We start from the raw sequence: 17,287 nt of genomic DNA on the forward strand, positions 1-17,287 counted from the left end.
GGGGAAGCGGGCGGTCAGCCGGCGGCGGCGACCGTGCGGGCGGCGGGCGTGAGGGGGACGGGCTCCGCCGCGCCGTGCCAGAGTTCGTCGGTCAGGCCCTCGAGCCAGCCCGCGGCGCGGGCGGCGGCGTCCGGCGCGTAGAGGCTGCGCAGGGGGGCGGTGTCGAGGGCGCGGGCCCGGGCGAGGAGGTCGCGCCAGCCCTGGAGATCGCCGGGCCAGACGGGGGCCTGGACGGCGGCGCCGAGGCGGACCAGGGCCTCGGCCTTGCGGGTCTGCTCGCCGAAATAGCGCCATTCGGGCATCACGATCAGGCGTCCGCCCACGCGGGCGACCTCGTGGACGGTGTTGTCGCCGGCGGAGGCCACCACGATGTCGGCGGCGGCGAGGTAGTCGGTCACCGAGGACACCCAGCCGAGTTCGCGCAGGTTGGAAAAATCGGTCTCGTGGCCCTCGCGATGGGTCGGCCCCAGGGTCAGCCACAGGGCCTCGGGAGCGGCCCGGGCGGCCACCGTCAGGGGCGCGTAGGGCGTGCCGCTGCCCCCGCCCCCGGTCACCGCGACGACGATCTCGCGGTCCGGGTCGAGGCCGAGCCGCTCACGGGCCTCGGCCCGATCCGGCACCCGGTCGACGCTGGTGCAGAGGCCGCCGCTGTAGAAGGTCTTGGCCCGCAGGGCGGCCGGGTAGTCGTCCTGCTCCAGGCGGGCGTCGAAGGGGGCCAGCATGCCGACGCAGGCCTCGTAGGCGCCCACATGGCCGATGTCGGCGCGGTCGCCATGCATCCGGATCTGCACCGCCGGCACGCTGGCGATGCGCGCCAGCAGCGCGATCTCCGCCGAGACGTCGACCACGAACAGGCCGACGTCGCGCTCGTCGAGATGGTCGAGGATGCGCCGCATGGTCCGGCGCATCGGGGTGAGGCCCAGCGGCACGCAGTGCATGACCTGGGGTGTCGGCTCCGCGTAGAGGCGCGGCGTCGGCACCTCGGCGCCGATCATGTCGGGCAGCGGCACGATCTCGATGTCGCGGGAGAACCCGTCGAAGAGCTGCGGGCCCGCGGTGAGCACGGAGACGGGCCGGTCCCGGGCGAACGCGGCGGCCACCGCCATCGTGCGGTTGGCGTGGCCCCGTCCCTGGTGATGGACGAAGAACGCAATGGGTTTCGTCATGGCTGTCGGGTTCGCGATCCGTCAGGAGAATAGGGCGTCGGGCTTCAGGGCGGCGGCGATCTCGGGAACCCCCGGCCGGCGCAGGACCCGGATCGCGGGGGCGTCGTCGGCCCAGTCGATCAGCCCGGCGTCCCGGAACTGGCCGAGCCAGTAGGTCATGCACCAGCGCCCGTGCGTGGTCCGGAAGCGGGCGGCGTTGGCCAGGATGGCGTCGAAGTGCTGCAGCGGCGGCACGTGGACGGGATGATGCTGGTGATAGGCCCGGGCGCCCCCGACCCAGTAGGTCGGCAGCCCGGAGGCGGCCAGGCGCGCGGCGAGGTCCGTCTCCTCGCCGCCATAGCCGCGATAGGCCTCGTCCATGCCGCCGACGGCGCGCCAGGACCGGGCCGGGAGCGCGAAGGACAGCCCCCAGAGCTGGCCGGGATCGGCCTCCCGGCGCAAGGCGTCCGGCGGGATCGCGGGGCGGGCCGGATGGGCCCGGCCGAGCCGGGCGAGGGCCGCTTCGTCGGCGGCCGCCTCCGGGCTCAGCCCCGTGGGCAGGTACAGGACCTCGCCGAGGAACAGGCCGTCGGTTTCCCGGGCCGCATGCCGGTAGGCCTCCACGACGGTGGGGGAGGGGATGCAGTCCACGTCGAGGAAGATCAGGAGATCGCCCGTGGCGGCCTCGGCCGCGCGGTTGCGGGCGGCGGCGAGGGGCATCGGTTCCCCCGCCACGTGGCGGTGGCGCACGGGACAGCCCGGATCCGGCAGGTCGGGCGCGCGGTCCGGCTGCATCCAGGCGATCACCAGTTCGCGCGGGCGCACGGACTGACGCGCCAGCCCGGCCATGAGGTTGCGCAGGCGGTCGGCCCGGCCGCGCACCAGGGTGAGGACGCTGGCGCCAGGATCTGCGGAGGGTCCGGCGGAGGACCCGGCGGACGGATCAGCCGGCATCGGCCAGCATCCGGCGGAAATGGCCGACGCCCTCGATGATGCCGCGGGCGTGCGAGGCCCGGGCCACGTAGGAGTGCTGCAGGGCGGCGTTGCTGGCAAGATCGTCGGAGTAGTTGGCCACGATGATCGCCTGCGCCTGGGCGCGCAGCATCTCGACGTCGTTGCCCGAATCGCCGGCCACGAACACGGCCCGCTCCGGCAGGCCGTAGAGGGCCCGGACATGGCCCACCGCCGTGCCCTTCGAGGCCGCCTCCGGCAGGACGTCGAGGTAGAGGCCGTGGCTGTGGATCACGTTCGCGGCGAATCCCGCCCGCGCGAGGGCCGCGCGGACCCTCTGGGCGGTCGCCGCATCCCCGAAATAGCTGAGCTTGTGCTCGCGCTGCTCCAGGGGCCCCTGGGGCACCAGGCCGTCGAGGTCGGAGAGCGCCGCGTGCACGCCCGCCCGGTCCCAGCCCGCCGACACGGTGGCGCGCCAGGCGGCATCGGCCGTGTAGGTCACGCCGTTGGGGTCGAGGTGGTAGATTTCCGATCCCACCGAGGTGATCATCACCTGCGGGCGCGGGCTGGCCTGCTGCTCCAGGATCGCCATGGCGCTGTGGAACGAGCGGCCGGTGGCGACTCCGAAGGCGAGACCCGCCTGCCGGCTGCGCCAGCGCCGGAAGATGCCGAGGGCCGCCTCGCAGCCCACCAGCGTGTTGTCGATGTCGCAAACGAGGAGTTGCCGCGCATCCGCCAGCGGCGGGGTCGGGACGCACAGCGCCCGCAGCAGGTCGTGGTAGCGCGCGGCGTGCCGGTCCCAGTCATAGGCGGCGGCCGCGCGGGCGCCCCCCGCCACGCAGCGGGCATAAAGGGTGGGATCGTCCAGGATGCGCAGGCACGCCGCCGCGATGGCGTCGGGGGTGCGCGGATCGACGAGGAGCCCGTTGCCGCAGGTCTCGACGATGTCGTTGGGGCCGCCGCTGTCGGTGGCCACCAGCGGCAGGCCCGCGGCCGAGGCCTCCAGGAGGGTCAGGCCGAAGGGCTCGTTGAGGGCGGGATTGACGAAGAGGCCGCCCCGCGTGCGGGCATAGGCGTAGAGGGCCGGAACGTCCTCCGGCCCGTGGGTCTTGGGGTAGGCCACCCGCCCGTAGAGGTCGTAGCGGTCGATCAGCACCAGGATCTCCCGCATGGTGCCGGCCATGTCGCCGTCGAGGGCGTCGATGTCCTCGCGGGTCCCGGCCATCAGGACGAGGTTGGCCCGCGCCTGCAGGGCGGGGCTCTCGCCGTAGGCCCGCACCAGGGCGCCGAGGTTCTTGCGCGCCACCGGGCGGGCGAGGGCCAGCAGCGCCGGCTTGCCCGGCTCGTGCAGGAAGCGGTCGATGGTGGCGTCCACGCGCGGCAGGGGTTCGGCCGCCGCGAACCGGGCCAGGTCGCTGCCCGGCGGCAGGACGCGGATGCGTCCCGGATCGTAGGCCGCATACCCGGCATACTGCACCTCCGCCTCGTCGCGGGAGGAGGCGACGACGAGACGCGCGCGCGCGAGTGCGCCCTCCTCGGCGGCGATGCGGCGGGCGAGATCAGGGCAGGCTTCGGCGCCGTGGCCGAGCATCGCGGCCTTGACCCGCCCGAGGGAATGGGCCGTGAACACGAAGGGAATGCCGAGGGCATCCTCGATGAGCGTCGCCACCGAAGCGGCATCGGCGTAGTGGGCGTGGATGAGGTCGGGCGGCTGAGGCTGCGCCGCGATCCAATCCATGAGGTTGCGCGCGAAGCTGTCGACCTCCGCGTGCATCGCCTCCTTCACGCGGTAATCCGGTGACGCGCTCGGGAGCCGCACGAGCGTGACCTTGTCGGAGATGCGCTCTTCGGGCACGGCGTAATCCGGGCCGAGCGCGCCGTGAAATAGGCGCGTCGCGATCACGATCCGCGCGATCCCGGCATCCTGGGACGAGGCAGCCACCAGATCGAGCAGGTAGCGGATGTGGCCACCCGTATCGGCGGTGAGCCCGAACACGACCCCGCCGCCGCGCAGGCAGCCTTGCAGGGCGACATGCAAGACAAACATCAGGCCGCTTGCAGCTCAAGCGTCTTCCGACAAACAGAATTCAGGCAAAGAAACGTTACCGGGGAGGTACATACCGTGATTCGTGTCGCCCAAATCGCCCCCAACATATTCCCCGTTCCCCCTGAGCACCACGGCGGTACGGAGAGGGTCATACATGACCTCAGCACGGCACTGGTTAACCTAGGTGTGGAGGTAACGCTCTTCGCGCCTTCGGACAGTGCGACAGACTTGCCGCGCATCGGCGACCAGCCGAGCCTCGCGGCCCTGGAGCGGCGCCACGGGCGGGTCGCGCCGGGGGTCCCGGCAGCCCTGGACGCCCTGCAGCTGGAAGCGCTGCGCTGCCGGCTGGACCAGTTCGACATCGTGCATGGCCACGGGGAGTTCGCCCATGCGGCGCTCCTCGGCGCGCGCCGGCGCCACAGCCTCACGACGGTGCACTGGCGGGTGGACGAACTCGACCGGGCGCTGTTCTTCGCGGGCTTCCCCGACCTGCCGGTGGCGGCGATCTCGGCGGCGCAGGCGGCCGGCATCCCGCCGGCGAACCGGGCCGGGATCGTGCATCACGGCCTCGCGCGGGACCGCTACGCCCTGAGCCCGCAGCCCGGCCCGCACGTCGCCTTCGTGGGCCGGATGACCGACCAGAAGCGGCCGGACACCGCGATCCGGGTCGCGCGCGCCGCCGGCCTGCCGATCCGCCTCGGCGGCACGATCGATGTCGGCAATCCCGATTATTTCGAGCACCGGGTGCGCCCGCTCCTGGGGGCGGACGCCGTCTATCTCGGCCCCGTGGACGATGCCCGCAAGGCCGAGCTCCTGGGGAGCGCGCGGGCGCTCCTCTTCCCCATCGACTGGCCGGAGCCCTTCGGCCTGGTGATGATCGAGGCGATGGCCTGCGGTACGCCCGTGGTGGCCTGGAACCGCGGCTCCGTGCCGGAGATCGTCGAGGAGGGCGTGACCGGCTTCATCGTCGCCTCCGAGGCCGACGCGGTGGCGGCCCTGGCACGGATCGATCAGCTCGACCGGGCCCTGATCCGCCGGCGCTTCGAGGCGCGCTTCACCGCCGCGCGCATGGCGGCCGACTACCTCGCCCTCTACCACCGCCTGCTGGCCGCCTGATGCGCGTCGCCCTCCTCGCCTGGGACTACCCGCCGGCCCCGAGCGGCCTCTCGACGGCGGCCCGCGAGATCGCCGAGAGCCTCGCCGAGGGCGGCGCCGACGTCACGGTCTTCAGCCTCGACCGGACGGGGCGCGAGCGCCGCGGCGGCGTCACGGTGGCGGGCTTCGCCCTGCCGCCCGGCGGCGGGCTCGCGCGCCTGCGCCGCTGGGGGGCGGCGGGGCACCTCGCCGCGCCGCTCGCCTTCCGGCGCGCCGTCCTGGCGGCCCATGCCCGCCAGCCCTTCGACGTCGCGGAAGCCACGAACTGGTACGCCCCCGGCGCCCTGCTGGCCGGGCGCCGGGATCTCCCGCTGGTCACGCGCAGCTCGACGCCCGCGGCCTTCACCCGGGACGCCCCCGAAACCCTGCGCGACCGCCTCGACGGGTGGGCCGCCGACGCCCTGGAGCGCGCCCAGGCCCGGGGCAGCGCCGGGCTCATCGCCAACACCGCCGCGCACGGGGCGGTGATCGCCCGGGCCTACGGCCTGTCCGGCCGGCAGCCGGAGGCGGTGATCGGCCTCAGCCTTCCGCCGGAGATCACGGCGGCGGCCCGCGGCGCCGCCTACCCGGACGCGGCCGGGCCGGTGCGCCTGCTCTTCGTGGGCCGGGCGGAGGCGCGCAAGGGCTTCGACGCGCTCCTCGGCGCGGTCGCGATCCTGGCCGACGCGGCGGAGCGGGGCGCCGGTCCCGCCTTCCGCCTGGACCTGATCGGCGTGCCCCCGGAGGACCTGCCGGGGGACCTGCCCGAGGCGGCGCGCGCCCGCATCCACGCCCGCGGCCGGGTGCCGGCCGAGGCCCTGGCGCAGGCCTACGGGTCGTCCCACGCGGTGCTCGCCCCCTCGCGCTACGAGAGCTTCGGGCTCGTCTACCAGGAGGCCCTCGCCTATGGCCGGCCGGTGGTGGCCTGCGCCGAGGATGCCAGCGCCCGCGCCTTCGTGGGGGCGCCGGATGCGGGGCCCCTGGCGCGGGAGGCCACCGGTGCGGCCCTGGCGGAGGCCCTGCGCCCGCTGCTGGCCGATCCGGCGCTGCGCGAAGCCTACCGGAGCCGGGCGCTGGCGGCGTCCGGCCGCTTCACCCGGGCGGTCCTGGGGCGCGAGACGCTCGCCCTCTACGCCCGGGCCATCGCGGCGGCCCGGACCTGTCCGAAGCGGCGCGCGTCCGCGCCTCAGTCACGGTAGGGGCGCAGCAAAGCGGCCTCTTCCTCGGGTCGCCCGTGCCCGGGCGCGAGGCGCTCGTAGTGCCGGGAGCGCGCCAGGACGTGGGCCCGGTCGAGATGGTGCTCGATCGCCCCGTGCAGGGCGATGAGGCTGCGCGGCCAGCCGCCGTCGAGCACCGGCCGCTCGTGCACGCGGCCGGCATAGCGCACGGACCGGCGGTTCAGGCGGTACTGGACGTCCGGGTAGACGTCCGAGCGGATGCCGTCGACGTGGTTCCGGCGCGCCAATCCGATCGAGACGACGTCCCCCGCTTCCGCCAGGGCCGCCAGGGCCGGCAGCCGCCGGCCGGCGTCCACGGCCAGGGTCTCGTCGGCGTCGAGCTGCAGCATCCAGGGATGGCGGGCGAGGTCCTGGAGGGCGTTGCGCTGGGCGGCGAAGTCCTGTCCCAGATCCCGCTCGCGATCCTGCCCCAGGGGCCGGGCCCCCACCCGCAGGGTCCCGCGCGGAAAGCCGGCGGCCGGCACCGCATCGGCCGGTCGTATCTCGGCATCGAGGAGGATCACGACGTCGTCGGTCCAGTCCGCATGGACCGCGAGCCCCGCCAGGACCGCCTCCAGCGCGGCGGGGCGGCAGAACAGGCCGAGGGAGACGGGCCGCCCCGCCGCCCCGTCGAGCGCGTAGAGTTCCCCGCGCGCGGCGTGCCGGTCGTGGGGTCGGCGCAGGGCCGTATGCCCGGCGGCGTCGCAGGGCCGGACGCCGAGGTTGTGGCCGGTGGCGGCGCTACGCAGGGTGTAGAGGTCGAGGCCGTAGGGCGCGTCCGGGTCGGGGTCGAAGACCGGGCCGGCGAGCTGTTCGGCCAGGTGCGCCCGGCAGACCGCCGGATCGGCCCCCGCCTCCAGCAGGAGGCCGCAGGCGCCGCAGGCGATCGGGAAGGCCCTGACCCGCCCGTTCGGATAGGCGAGGTGACGGCGGCTCGGCCCGAGCATGTCGGCCGCGCAGACGAAGCATCGGCGCATCATCGGTCCCGGCCCTCGTTGTCCCTCGCCGCAGAAATCCCCCCGGCATCGCAAGGATTCGAACGGACCTTGCCGCGCCGGGCCGGCGCCATACCTCCGCTGCTCCGCGAACCCCTGCCGCAGTTGGACATCGAGGTCGACTCCCCGCGTATGCTCGACCTGTTCCCCTCCGCATCGGGACCCCTCGCCCTCGTCGGCAACGCCCCGGGGCTCGATGCCGCCGCCGCGATCGACGCGGCGCCCTGCGTCGTGCGCTTCAACAACGCGCCGGGCTTCGGCGGCCGCGCCGGCGCGCGGGTCACCCATCTCGCCCTGGTCAATCGGGGCGGGCAGATGCGCGAATGGCTCGCCGACCCCCGCTTCCTCGACCGCCCGGTGGTCCGGTGCGCGCAGGCCTTCATCCTGCCGTTCCCGATGCTGCCGGCGGAGCAGAACCGGCCCGAACCGATCTGCTGGACCCGCGAGGCGGTGGATCGGCTGGCCCCCCTGGGCAAAGCCGTCCACATCCTGCCCGAGGATCTGCACCGGGCGGCGCGGCTCCGTCTCGCCGCCGTCATGGCCGACACCGGCACGGACGAACCCGGCACGCATGAATCCGGCCCGAGCGGGCGGCCGAACCCGAGCACCGGCTTCCTCGTGACGCTGGCCTTCCTCCTGGGCCGTCCCCTCGGGCGCGGCCCGGTCGAGGCGCACGGCTTCGGCTTCGACGGCTGGCCCGGGCATCCCTGGGCGGCGGAGCGGGCCTGGTTCCGGCAGGCCGAGGCGGCCGGGCAGCTCCGCCTCCATCCGTGCCGCCCGTGACCCTTTCGACCGGAATCAGGCTCCGCCAATGACGACTCTCATCACCGTCCTGAAGAGCGGCGGGCGCTACGACGCGGCCTGGGTCGAGCGCCTCGCCCGGGGCGTGCGCCGCCACGCTCCGGCCTTCGACCGGATGCTCTGCCTCACGGACCTTCCCCTCGCGGTGGCGGGCGTCGAGCGCGTGCCGCTCCGGCACGGCTGGCCGGCCTGGTGGTCGAAGATGGAGGCCTTCCGCCCGGGGCTCACGCGCGGACCGACGCTGCTCTGCGACCTCGACACCGTCCTGACCGGGCCGGCGGACGCCCTGGCCGAGCCGGGCCTCGCCGCCATGGAGGATTACTTCCACAAGGGCCGCCTCTCCAGCGCCCTGCTGCGCTGGCAGGGCGGCGAACTGGATGCCCTCTACGCCGCCTTCGCGGCCGAGCCGGAGCGCTGGATGGCGCCCGGCTCCTGCGGGCCCGTGCCGAACGCCGTGCACGGGGACCAGGTCGTCATCGACCACCTGCTGCGCCGGGAGGGCCTGGCTCCGGATATCCTCCAGCACCGCTATCCCGCCCTGCTCGATTTCTACGACCCCCGGCGGGCCGAGCATGGCCCGGTGGTCGTCTTCATCGGTGCGTCGAAGCCCGACACCGCCACCGGTCCGGTCCGGACGGCGTGGGACGGGGCGTGGCCGCAGAGGGACGACGATGGCGCGCAGGGACGCGACCGCCGCTGACGGGGGGGCACCGCGCGTCCGCGCGACGGTGCCGGAACCGGGCCGGCCCCTGCGGCTTCCGCGTCGGCTTCGTCCGGGCCGCAGCTTTAGCCGATCACCAGGGTCAGGGTCCGGTCCGCGGGCCCGAGGTCCACCCGGCGGCCCCAGTCGAAGGCGATGAAGTCCTGCTCGATCCCGTCGGCGAAGACCACGCCGCCCTCGTTCATCCGTGACGTGACCGCGAGGGCGGCCCCGGCGAGCCGGCCCGCCCGAAGGGTCGTGCCGGTGGCCACGCTCGGAAACGGCTCGCGCACCCAGTAGCCCACCGCCGCTTCTTCCGCGCCGATCCCGACGGCGAGATGCGTCGCCTCGCCGATCGAGCGGGCCCAGCCGGTCAGGCCGGTGCCCGAGGCGACGATGAGGCCGCTCGACGACTGGTCCTCGGCGGTGCCGTCGACCGCGATGCGGTAGCGTGCGGATTGATGGCTGCGGTGGCCGACGAAGATCTCGTTCAGGGCCACGAGCCGCTGGCCGCCGTCGAGGGCGGCCTGCACCATGGTGCGTCGCTCCACCGGAGCCGCTCCCGCGGCGCTGGCCGGCAGCAGGGCGCGCAGGCCCGCCACCGCGACCCGCGCCAGGGCGCCGTCGTAGAGGTCGGGGGCCGGATTGACGCCGATCACCGGCTGCGCGCGCAGGTACTTCGCCACGTTGGCGACGAGGCCGTCCGGGCCCACCGTGACGACGACGTCCTCGGGGGCGAACAGGAAGCGGTCGAGGTCGACGCGCCGGGCCAGCGCCTGCCGCCAGTCCCCCGGCACCGCGGCCCGCGCCTGGCCGAGCACGGCGTGGAAGCGGGCGTGCCGGTCCTCGACCTCCGCGAGGCTCTGGCCGCGGCTCTCCAGGAAGAACCGGGCCTGGCCGCGGGTGGCGTGCCGGGCGAGCAGGGCCTCGTAATCGGTCTCGCGGACGACGAACACGGCGCGCGGGGTGATGACCGCCATGGCCCGTCCTTCAGCGCAGCGGGCCGGGGGGAGCGACCGGCGGGGCCGCCCCGCGGAACGCGCCGAGGGCACTCGCCAGCAGGTCCGGCGTGACGTTGACGTGCTCGATGGTCTCGAGCTTGCCCGCGAGCTCGCGGGCGGCGAGACCCAGGAGCACGGCCGGCGGAAGGTCGCGGTAGATGGCGGCGCGGCGCTGCTCGGCCTCGGCCTGGGCGCCCTCCACGAGGCGGATGCGCTCGGCCTCCGCCGCCGCCTCCAGCCCGCTCGCCGCGGCGAGGCCCACCGCGCGGTCGCGGGCGTTCTCCGCCTCCCGCGCGATGAGCAGCGCCTCCTGGCGGGCCAGCTCCGTCCGCGTCTCCAGCTCGTTCTCCGCGATGGCCCGCTCCTTCTCCACCGCCAGGGCGCGCCGGGCGAAGGTCGCCGCATCCGCCTTCTGCTGCAGGGCCTCGAAGGTGGGCGTCTGCAGGGCGCGCTCCAACTCGCTCGACGGCGCGAGGTTGGTGAGTCGCACCGAGACCACCGCGAGGCCGATCTCCGCCAGGGCCGGGGCCGCCCCCAGCGCCGCGTCGAGGCTCAGGCGCAGGGGCTCGGGCCCGGCATCGAGGAGCGCGCCCACCGGGCTGGCGCCGATCACCTCCAGGACGGCCTGGCCGGCGATGCCGCCGAGACGCGCCTCGATCCGCTCGATCGGTTCGCCCTGCGGCCGGCCGGTGCGAAGCCCGAGCGAGAAGTCGACGCGGCTGGCCAGCAGCTCCGGGTCGACGACGCGCCAGCCGATCGTCCCCTGCACCACCACGGTCTGGAAGTCCCGGCTGCGGCCGCGCACGAACAGGGTCATCTCCCGGTCGTCCATCGGCACCTCGCTGATGCTCGCGGTTTCCGGCCGGAACCAGAAGACGAGGCCCCGTCCGCTCTGCCGGATGCGACCGTTGCGGTAGCGGATGACGTGGCTGCTCGCCTCGCTCCTGAGCTGGGCGAGCGGACCGAGGTTGCGGATCGTAGCCATGGGACCCTCCTGTTGGGGGCGCGCTGGGATTCAGAGCGGCTTCTGGAAACGGTAGAGCTCGGCGGGACGGAACGACGTGCCGGCCTCGCGCGCGCCCGTGGGGGCGAGCCAGCCGCGGTCGAGCATCCGGCGGCGGAAGGCGGGCTTGTTGAGGGACGTGCCCAGGATCGCCTCGTGCACGTCCTGCAGCTGGCGCAGGGTGAAGGCCTCGGGCAGCAGCGCGAAGGCGACGTCTGAATAGTCGAGCTTTCCCCGCAGCCGCTGCACCGCAAGGGCGAGGATCGCGGCGTGGTCGAAGGCGAGGCGCAGCGGCGTCCTCCGGTCGGGGTCGCCCGGCGCGAAGGCCGCGACCGGCCCCCCCGCCTCGCCGGACCAGGGCACGTCGAGGAGCGCGGCCGACGGCCCCGCCGCCACCGCCGCCGCGCGCGCAAGCGCCGCCGCGAAGGCGGCCTCCGGCATCAGCGCGAGGTAGGCCACGGTGACGATGCGCATGCGCGGGTCCCGGTCGAGGGCGCCGAAGGTGTAGAGCTGCTCCCGGTGGGTCTCCGCCACCTCCGCCGGGGCGAAGCCCGCCTTGTCGCGCAGCACGCGCTCGGCCGCGCCGTCCAGGGTTTCGTCGAGGCGCACGAAGCTGCCGGGCAGCGCCCAGCGGCCGGCATGGGGATGCTGGGTCCGCTGCACCAAGAGCACGGCCGGACGGCCCGCGCGCAGCCCCATCAGGACGAGATCGACGGTGAGCGCCGGCCGCGCGAAGGCGGCGGGGTCGTAGGCGCGGAGAAAGTCGTCCTCGGTCACGGCGCAGCCTTATATCCAACTTGCATCTAACTAAAGCGCGAGATGGATATAAGTCAAGCGCCCGATGCCGGGGCCGGGCGTGGCCGGCCGCACCGGGTTGCAACGTCGCCCCCGTGGTCGTCGGTCCCCTGGATCGGTTGGTCCCGGGCTGCCCGCGTCCGCTCGTGCCGGCGATCCGTCCGGAGGATCTTGTCTGCGCCCGCACCTCCGGCGGCCGCAGGTCTTGCCGGTTCGTGCTCCCGCCGGGCCCGTACTCCTGCCGGCCCGTACTCCTGCCGACCCGTACTCTTGCCAGCCCGCACGGATTCGTGCGGATCTTGGCGGAGACGAGGAACGAGCCCCCGATCGCGCACGGGGCCAAGCAGCCCCCAGGCTCCCTCCGACGGGACGGCGCCGGCCGCACCGTCGTCCGAGGAGGTCCGCGCGTCGGGAGGGAACGATCATGAGCCTGGATCGACCGGACGGCGCGGGACCGCGCCGCGTGCTCCTCCTGGGGGCGACCGGCACGATCGGGCGGGCCACCGCGCGGGCACTCGCGGCCCGCGGGCACGCGGTCGTCTGCCTCGTCCGGCGCCCGGCCGGCCCCGCGCCCCCGGCCGGTGCGGGGGACCCGCCCGGAGCGCCCCCGGGCGTCACCGAACGGATCGTGGACTTCACGGATCCCGCTTCGCTGGCGCGCGACGGGATCCGCGGCGAACCGTTCGACGTCCTGGTCTCGTGCCTCGCCTCGCGGACCGGACTGCCCGACGACGCCTGGGCGATCGATTACGGCGTGTCGGTGCGCGCCCTGCAGGCGAGCCGGGCGGCCGGCGTGACCCATGTGGTCCTGCTCTCGGCGATCTGCGTCCAGAAGCCGATCCTCGCCTTCCAGCAGGCCAAGCTGGCCTTCGAAGCGGTCCTGACCGCCTCGGGGCTCGACTACACGATCGTTCGGCCGACGGCCTTCTTCAAATCCCTCTCGGGGCAGGTGGAGCGCCTGAAGCGCGGCAAGCCGTTCCTGGTCTTCGGCGACGGAACCCTGACGGCCTGCAAGCCGATCAGCGACGGGGACCTCGGCCGCTACCTCGCCGCATGCCTCGATGACCCGGCGCGGCGCAATCGCGTGCTGCCGATCGGCGGACCGGGCGAGGCCATCACGCCCCTGGCGCAGGGCGAGCGCCTCTTCGCGCTGCTCGGGCGCGAGCCGCGTTTCCGGCACGTCCCGGTCGTTCTGCTCGACGGGATCGTCGCCGTCCTGGCGACCCTTGGGCGGTGGGTGCCGGGGCTGGTGGCCAAGGCCGAGCTCGCGCGGATCGGCCGCTACTACGCCACCGAGTCGATGCTCGTGCGCGACCCCGCGACCGGCCGATACGAGGCCGCCATGACCCCCTCGACGGGGTCGGAGACGCTGTTCGACTATTACGCCCAGCTGATCCGCAGCGAAGCGGTCGCCGAGCGCGGCGACCACGCGGTGTTCTGAGGCGTCGCGAATCCGTGGGGCGGGCCGACGCGCAGCGCCATCTCCCGCGGGGCAGGGTCCGTGGAGCGTCGGTGAGACGCGCCCGGATGGCCTCCTTGCGGCCGCGAACGACAGGGCGGTGCGGGGTCACCCGGCGTTGCGGGCGCGCGGCCCGGAACCAGCACAGGCCGGCCCGTTCTGTTGAAGAATAGTACCTTATCGTGGCATCGACGTCGCGCAGCATAATGCAGGGGTGCGCGGCGTCAGTCGCGCCGAGGCGGTCATCCATGCAAGACTGGTATATCTGGCATATCGTATCTGGCATACCAAAGAGCGGCGGGACGGGTCATATGCGTTGCAACGCAACAATCACTCGGGACCGCCCCACATGACCGTTCTGCTTCTCGTCGCTTTCGCCGGTGCCGCCAACGTGGCGCTCGTGGCCTTCATGGCCGACCGGCTGACCCCGCAGGACGCGGCCCCCGTCATCTCGGCGGGCGAGCTCGCCATCGTGAACGACAACGCCCCGGCTTCGGCGGTGAAGCTGGCCGCCTGACGGCCCCTCACCCTCTTCGGACGTCCGAACCCATCGGCCCCGCCTCATCGAGGCGGGGCTTTTCCATGTCCGGGTCCGGCGCTGCGGCGGGCGCCGCGGATCAGCCGCCGAGGACGTCCACCTCGGCCCGGCCCACGGCGGCGGCCTGCTGCTGCGCGATCGCCCGGTCGGACCGGCGCTTGAGCGCGAAGCCCAGGCCGACGACGAGGGCGGCGCCGAGGGCACCCATCGCGTGCGGGACGGCGCCCTGCAGGGTCGCGGGCAGCACCTCGACCATCTGCTGGTGAATTAGCCGGTCCGTGGCGATCATCTCGCCGGCCACCCAGCCCAGCAGCCCGCCGCCGAACCAGATCAGGATCGGGAACCGGTCGATCAGCCGGGTGATCAGGCTGGCGCCGACCACGAGGAGCGGCACCGACAGGGCGAGGCCGATGATGAAGAGTTCGTCGTGTCCCTTAGCGGCCCCCGCCACCGCCACGACGTTGTCGAAGCTCATGACGGCATCCGCCACCACGATGGTCCAGATCGCCTTGGGCAGGCTGGAATGCTCCTTGATGGCGCTCTCGTCCTCCTCCTCGCCGCAGACGAGCTTGACGGCGATGTGCAGCAGGATGAGGCCGCCGGCGACCTTCAGGAGCGGCACCGCCAGCAGTTGCGAGACGATGACGGCGAAGAGGATCCGCAGCAGGGCCGCCGCGAGGGCGCCCGCGAAGACGCCGATCCGCCGCTGCCGCTCGGGCAGGCCCCGGCAGGCCATGGCGATGACCACCGCGTTGTCGCCCGACAGGATGATGTCGATCCAGACGATCTGGAGGAGCGACAGCAGGAAGGAGGAGGTGAGGTAGGAATCCACGCGGAAGACGCCTCTGCTGCTCCGACACAGCGAAGCGATGGAGTACCCGGCAACGGGTCGGGATGGGGAAGGGACGGCCCGCCCTCGCGGGACGGGCCGTCCCCGGACAGGACCTAGGGATTGGCTTCGACGGCGGAGCGGAGCACGGGCGTCCACCGTGCGACCTCGCGCTCGACGAGGGCCTGCAGGGCGGCCGGACCGGCTTCGGCCTCCTTGGGCACTGTACCACCCAATTCCAGGATGCGCTTGGTCGTGCCCGAATCCTTGAGCGCCGCGTCGAGGGCGGCCACGAGCCGGGCCCGGACCTCCGGCGGCAGGCCCTTGGGCGCGAACACCGCGTTCCAGGCGCTGACCTCGTAGCCGGGCAGGCCGGCCTCCTTCGTGGTCGGCACGTCGGGCAGGCTCGGGGAGCGCTCGGGCGTCGCGATGGCGTAGGCCTTGATCGTGCCGCCGGCGATCTGCGGCGCCACGTTGACGATCTGGTCCGTCATGAAGTCGACCTGGTCGGCCATCAGGTCGTTCAGCGCAGGCCCCGTGCCGCGATAGACGACGAGCGTCGGCTTGGCGCCGGTCAGCGCATCGAACAGCACGCCGGTGGAATGCGAGACGGAGCCGACGCCCGCATGGGCCTGGTTGATCGCCGGTCCGCGCGCCTTCAGGACCTCGACGAACCCCTTGAGGTCCTGGGCCGGGAAGCCCTTCTTGGCGACGATGACGATCGGCGTGCCGGCGGCGAGGCCGATCGGATCGAAGCTCTTGGCCGGATCGTATTTCAGGCCCTTGAACAGGGCCGGGGCGGCGCCGTGCGTGCCCATGTGGCCCATCATGATGGTGTAGCCGTCGGGCGCGGCCTGGGACGCGCGCGTGATGCCGGTGGTGCCGCCGGCGCCGGTGACGTTCTCGATGACGACCTGCTGGCCGAGCGCCCGCGACATCGGCTCGGCGACGATCCGCGCCACCACGTCGGTGGGTCCGCCGGCCGCGAAGGGCACCACCAGGGTGATCGGGCGCTGGGGGTAGGTGTCGGCCGCGGCGCCGAAGGCGGCGAGCGCCGACAGGAGGCCGATGGCGAGTGCCGTTCTCATGGTCCGCATCCTTCTCGTTGTGGGTTGTCGTGTCCGTCCCCGGAGGGCGCCCGGGCGCCCCCGCCGTCAGGCTTCCGTGAACACCGCGTCGCGGCCGCGCCGCAGCGACGGCAGCAGCGCCGCCGCCAGGATGGTGACGGCGACGAGGAACAGCACCGCGCAGACCGGGCGCTCCAGGAACACCAGGACGTCGCCTCGCGACAGGGTCAGGGCGCGGCGCAGGTATTCCTCCATCAGCTTGCCCAGAACGAAGCCGAGCAGCAGCGGCGCGGGCTCGAAGCCGAACTTGATCAGCCCGTATCCGAACACCCCGAAGGCCGCGATCAGCATGACGTCGGTGGGCAGCGCGTTGATGGAGTAGATGCCGATCGCGCAGAACATGAGGATCGCGGGGAACATCAGCCGGTAGGGCACCTGCAGCAGGCGCACCCAGAGGCCCACGAGCGGCAGGTTGATGACGAGCAGCATCAGGTTGCCGATCCACATCGACGCGATCATGCCCCAGAACAGGTTGGGGTTCTTGGTCATCACGCCGGGGCCCGGAACGATGCCGTGGATCGTCATGGCGCCGACCATCAGCGCCATCACGGCGTTCGGCGGGATGCCGAGGGTGAGGAGCGGGATGAAGGCCGTCTGCGCGCCGGCATTGTTGGCGCTCTCCGGGCCGGCGACCCCCTCGATGGCCCCGCGGCCGAAGCGGCTCGGATCGCGCGCGAGGCGCTTCTCCACCGTGTAGGCGGCGAAGGGGCCGAGCACGGCGCCGTTGCCGGGCAGGATGCCCAGGATCGCCCCGATCGCGGTCCCGCGGAGCGTCGCGGGCGCCGCCTGGCGCAGATCCGCGAGGCTGGGCAGGAGGCGGCCGATCCGGGCCCGGGCGATCTCGCGGGTCTCGGTCTGATCGAGGTTGCGCAGGATCTCGGCCACCCCGAACAGGCCCATCGCCAGGACGGAGAAGTCGACGCCGTCGGTGAGGAACGCGAGGCCGAAGGTCATCCGCTCCTGGCCGGTCTCGAGGTCCGTGCCCACCGCGGCGAGCAGGACGCCCACGAGGATCATCGCCACGGCCTTGAGCACCGAGCCGTGCGCGAGGACGACCGCGAAGGCGAGCCCCATCACCATCAGGGCGAAGTACTCCGCCGGTCCGAAGATCAGCGCGAGGCGGGTCAGCGGCGCGCCGAGGGCCGCGATCAGCAGGGTGGCGACGGTGCCGGCGAAGAAGGAGCCGATGGCGGCGATGCCGAGCGCGACCCCGGCCCGGCCCTGGCGCGCCATCTGGTGGCCGTCGAGGGTGGTGACGACCGAGGTCGCCTCGCCGGGGATGTTCACCAGGATGGCGGTGGTGGAGCCGCCGTACTGCGCCCCGTAATAGATCCCCGCGAGCATGATGAGGGCGCCCACGGGATCGAGCCCGAAGGTGATCGGCAGGAGCATGGCGATGGTGGCGATCGGCCCGACGCCGGGCAGCACGCCGATCAGGGTGCCGACGAGGCAGCCCAGGAAGCAGAGCGTCACGTTCTGCAGGCTCAGGGCGACGGCGAAGCCGAGGCCGAGATTGGCGAGGAGATCCGTCACGTGCGCGCTCCC

At 73.7% G+C, this 17,287-nt stretch carries 16 protein-coding genes; 6 read left to right on the forward strand and 10 right to left on the reverse strand.

Annotation, left to right across the window (positions count from 1 at the left end):
* Positions 1-14: 14 nt before the first annotated feature.
* The 3 genes from ASF41_RS08340 to ASF41_RS08350 are packed head-to-tail and all read right to left on the reverse strand — an operon-like array spanning position 15 to position 4,143.
* Complete coding sequence (locus tag ASF41_RS08340) at positions 15-1,166, reverse strand: glycosyltransferase (protein ID WP_056492333.1); 1,152 nt, start codon at positions 1,164-1,166, stop codon at positions 15-17.
* 21 nt (positions 1,167-1,187) lie between these two features.
* Positions 1,188-2,099: a glycosyltransferase family 2 protein gene (locus tag ASF41_RS08345; RefSeq protein WP_056492335.1), complete on the reverse strand. Its 912-nt coding sequence runs from the start codon at positions 2,097-2,099 to the stop codon at positions 1,188-1,190.
* The gene (locus ASF41_RS08350; RefSeq protein ID WP_056492337.1) at positions 2,089-4,143 is read right to left on the reverse strand and encodes an HAD-IIB family hydrolase; all 2,055 of its coding nucleotides are present in this window, start codon (positions 4,141-4,143) and stop codon (positions 2,089-2,091) included. Before ASF41_RS08350 ends, ASF41_RS08345 begins: the two co-directional genes overlap by 11 nt.
* Before the next feature lie 75 nt (positions 4,144-4,218).
* On the opposite strand from ASF41_RS08350, the gene ASF41_RS08355 reads away from it, so the two are divergent.
* The gene (locus tag ASF41_RS08355) at positions 4,219-5,259 is read left to right on the forward strand and encodes a glycosyltransferase family 4 protein (RefSeq protein ID WP_056492339.1); all 1,041 of its coding nucleotides are present in this window, start codon (positions 4,219-4,221) and stop codon (positions 5,257-5,259) included.
* Entirely contained in the window at positions 5,259-6,476 is a 1,218-nt protein-coding gene (locus tag ASF41_RS08360; protein ID WP_056492342.1) for a glycosyltransferase family 4 protein, read from the forward strand. Before ASF41_RS08355 ends, ASF41_RS08360 begins: the two co-directional genes overlap by 1 nt.
* Here the strand turns inward: ASF41_RS08360 and ASF41_RS08365 are convergent.
* Complete coding sequence (locus ASF41_RS08365) at positions 6,464-7,471, reverse strand: hypothetical protein (protein ID WP_056492396.1); 1,008 nt, start codon at positions 7,469-7,471, stop codon at positions 6,464-6,466. The genes ASF41_RS08360 and ASF41_RS08365 overlap by 13 nt on opposite strands.
* Positions 7,472-7,621: 150 nt before the next feature.
* Between ASF41_RS08365 and ASF41_RS08370 the strand changes: the two genes are divergently transcribed.
* Both ASF41_RS08370 and ASF41_RS08375 read left to right on the forward strand, forming a co-directional pair.
* A complete protein-coding gene (locus ASF41_RS08370; protein WP_156653239.1) occupies positions 7,622-8,272 on the forward strand; it encodes a hypothetical protein in 651 nt (216 codons plus the stop codon).
* Between the two features lie 28 nt (positions 8,273-8,300).
* Positions 8,301-8,990 carry a hypothetical protein gene (locus ASF41_RS08375; protein ID WP_056492345.1) on the forward strand — a complete coding sequence of 230 codons (690 nt, stop codon included), beginning with the start codon at positions 8,301-8,303 and terminating at the stop codon, positions 8,988-8,990.
* 86 nt (positions 8,991-9,076) lie between these two features.
* On the opposite strand, the gene ASF41_RS08380 is transcribed toward ASF41_RS08375, so the two are convergent.
* From ASF41_RS08380 to ASF41_RS08390, 3 genes are read right to left on the reverse strand one after another with little or no spacing between them, the layout of a single operon-like run.
* Entirely contained in the window at positions 9,077-9,970 is an 894-nt protein-coding gene (locus ASF41_RS08380) for an NAD(+)/NADH kinase (RefSeq protein WP_056492349.1), read from the reverse strand.
* A gap of 10 nt (positions 9,971-9,980) precedes the next feature.
* Positions 9,981-10,976, reverse strand: a complete 996-nt coding sequence (locus tag ASF41_RS08385; protein WP_056277039.1) for an SPFH domain-containing protein — start codon at positions 10,974-10,976, stop codon at positions 9,981-9,983.
* Between the two features lie 30 nt (positions 10,977-11,006).
* On the reverse strand, positions 11,007-11,771 hold the full coding sequence (locus ASF41_RS08390; RefSeq protein WP_056492352.1) for an NrtR DNA-binding winged helix domain-containing protein: 765 nt from the start codon (positions 11,769-11,771) through the stop codon (positions 11,007-11,009).
* A 442-nt stretch (positions 11,772-12,213) separates the two neighbouring features.
* Between ASF41_RS08390 and ASF41_RS08395 the strand changes: the two genes are divergently transcribed.
* Both ASF41_RS08395 and ASF41_RS25590 read left to right on the forward strand, forming a co-directional pair.
* The gene (locus ASF41_RS08395) at positions 12,214-13,230 is read left to right on the forward strand and encodes an NAD(P)H-binding protein (protein WP_056492354.1); all 1,017 of its coding nucleotides are present in this window, start codon (positions 12,214-12,216) and stop codon (positions 13,228-13,230) included.
* 367 nt (positions 13,231-13,597) lie between these two features.
* Entirely contained in the window at positions 13,598-13,765 is a 168-nt protein-coding gene (locus tag ASF41_RS25590; protein WP_200941261.1) for a hypothetical protein, read from the forward strand.
* A gap of 100 nt (positions 13,766-13,865) precedes the next feature.
* Here ASF41_RS25590 and ASF41_RS08400 read toward each other — a convergent pair whose 3' ends face one another.
* From ASF41_RS08400 to ASF41_RS08410, 3 genes are all read right to left on the reverse strand, one after another.
* Positions 13,866-14,618, reverse strand: a complete 753-nt coding sequence (locus ASF41_RS08400; RefSeq protein WP_056492355.1) for a TerC family protein — start codon at positions 14,616-14,618, stop codon at positions 13,866-13,868.
* A 113-nt stretch (positions 14,619-14,731) separates the two neighbouring features.
* Complete coding sequence (locus ASF41_RS08405; RefSeq protein WP_082504188.1) at positions 14,732-15,703, reverse strand: tripartite tricarboxylate transporter substrate-binding protein; 972 nt, start codon at positions 15,701-15,703, stop codon at positions 14,732-14,734.
* A 66-nt stretch (positions 15,704-15,769) separates the two neighbouring features.
* Positions 15,770-17,275, reverse strand: a complete 1,506-nt coding sequence (locus tag ASF41_RS08410; protein ID WP_056277031.1) for a tripartite tricarboxylate transporter permease — start codon at positions 17,273-17,275, stop codon at positions 15,770-15,772.
* Positions 17,276-17,287 lie beyond the last annotated feature (12 nt).

It is taken from the genome of Methylobacterium sp. Leaf111 (assembly GCF_001423285.1).
Taxonomy (GTDB): Bacteria; Pseudomonadota; Alphaproteobacteria; order Rhizobiales; family Beijerinckiaceae; genus Methylobacterium.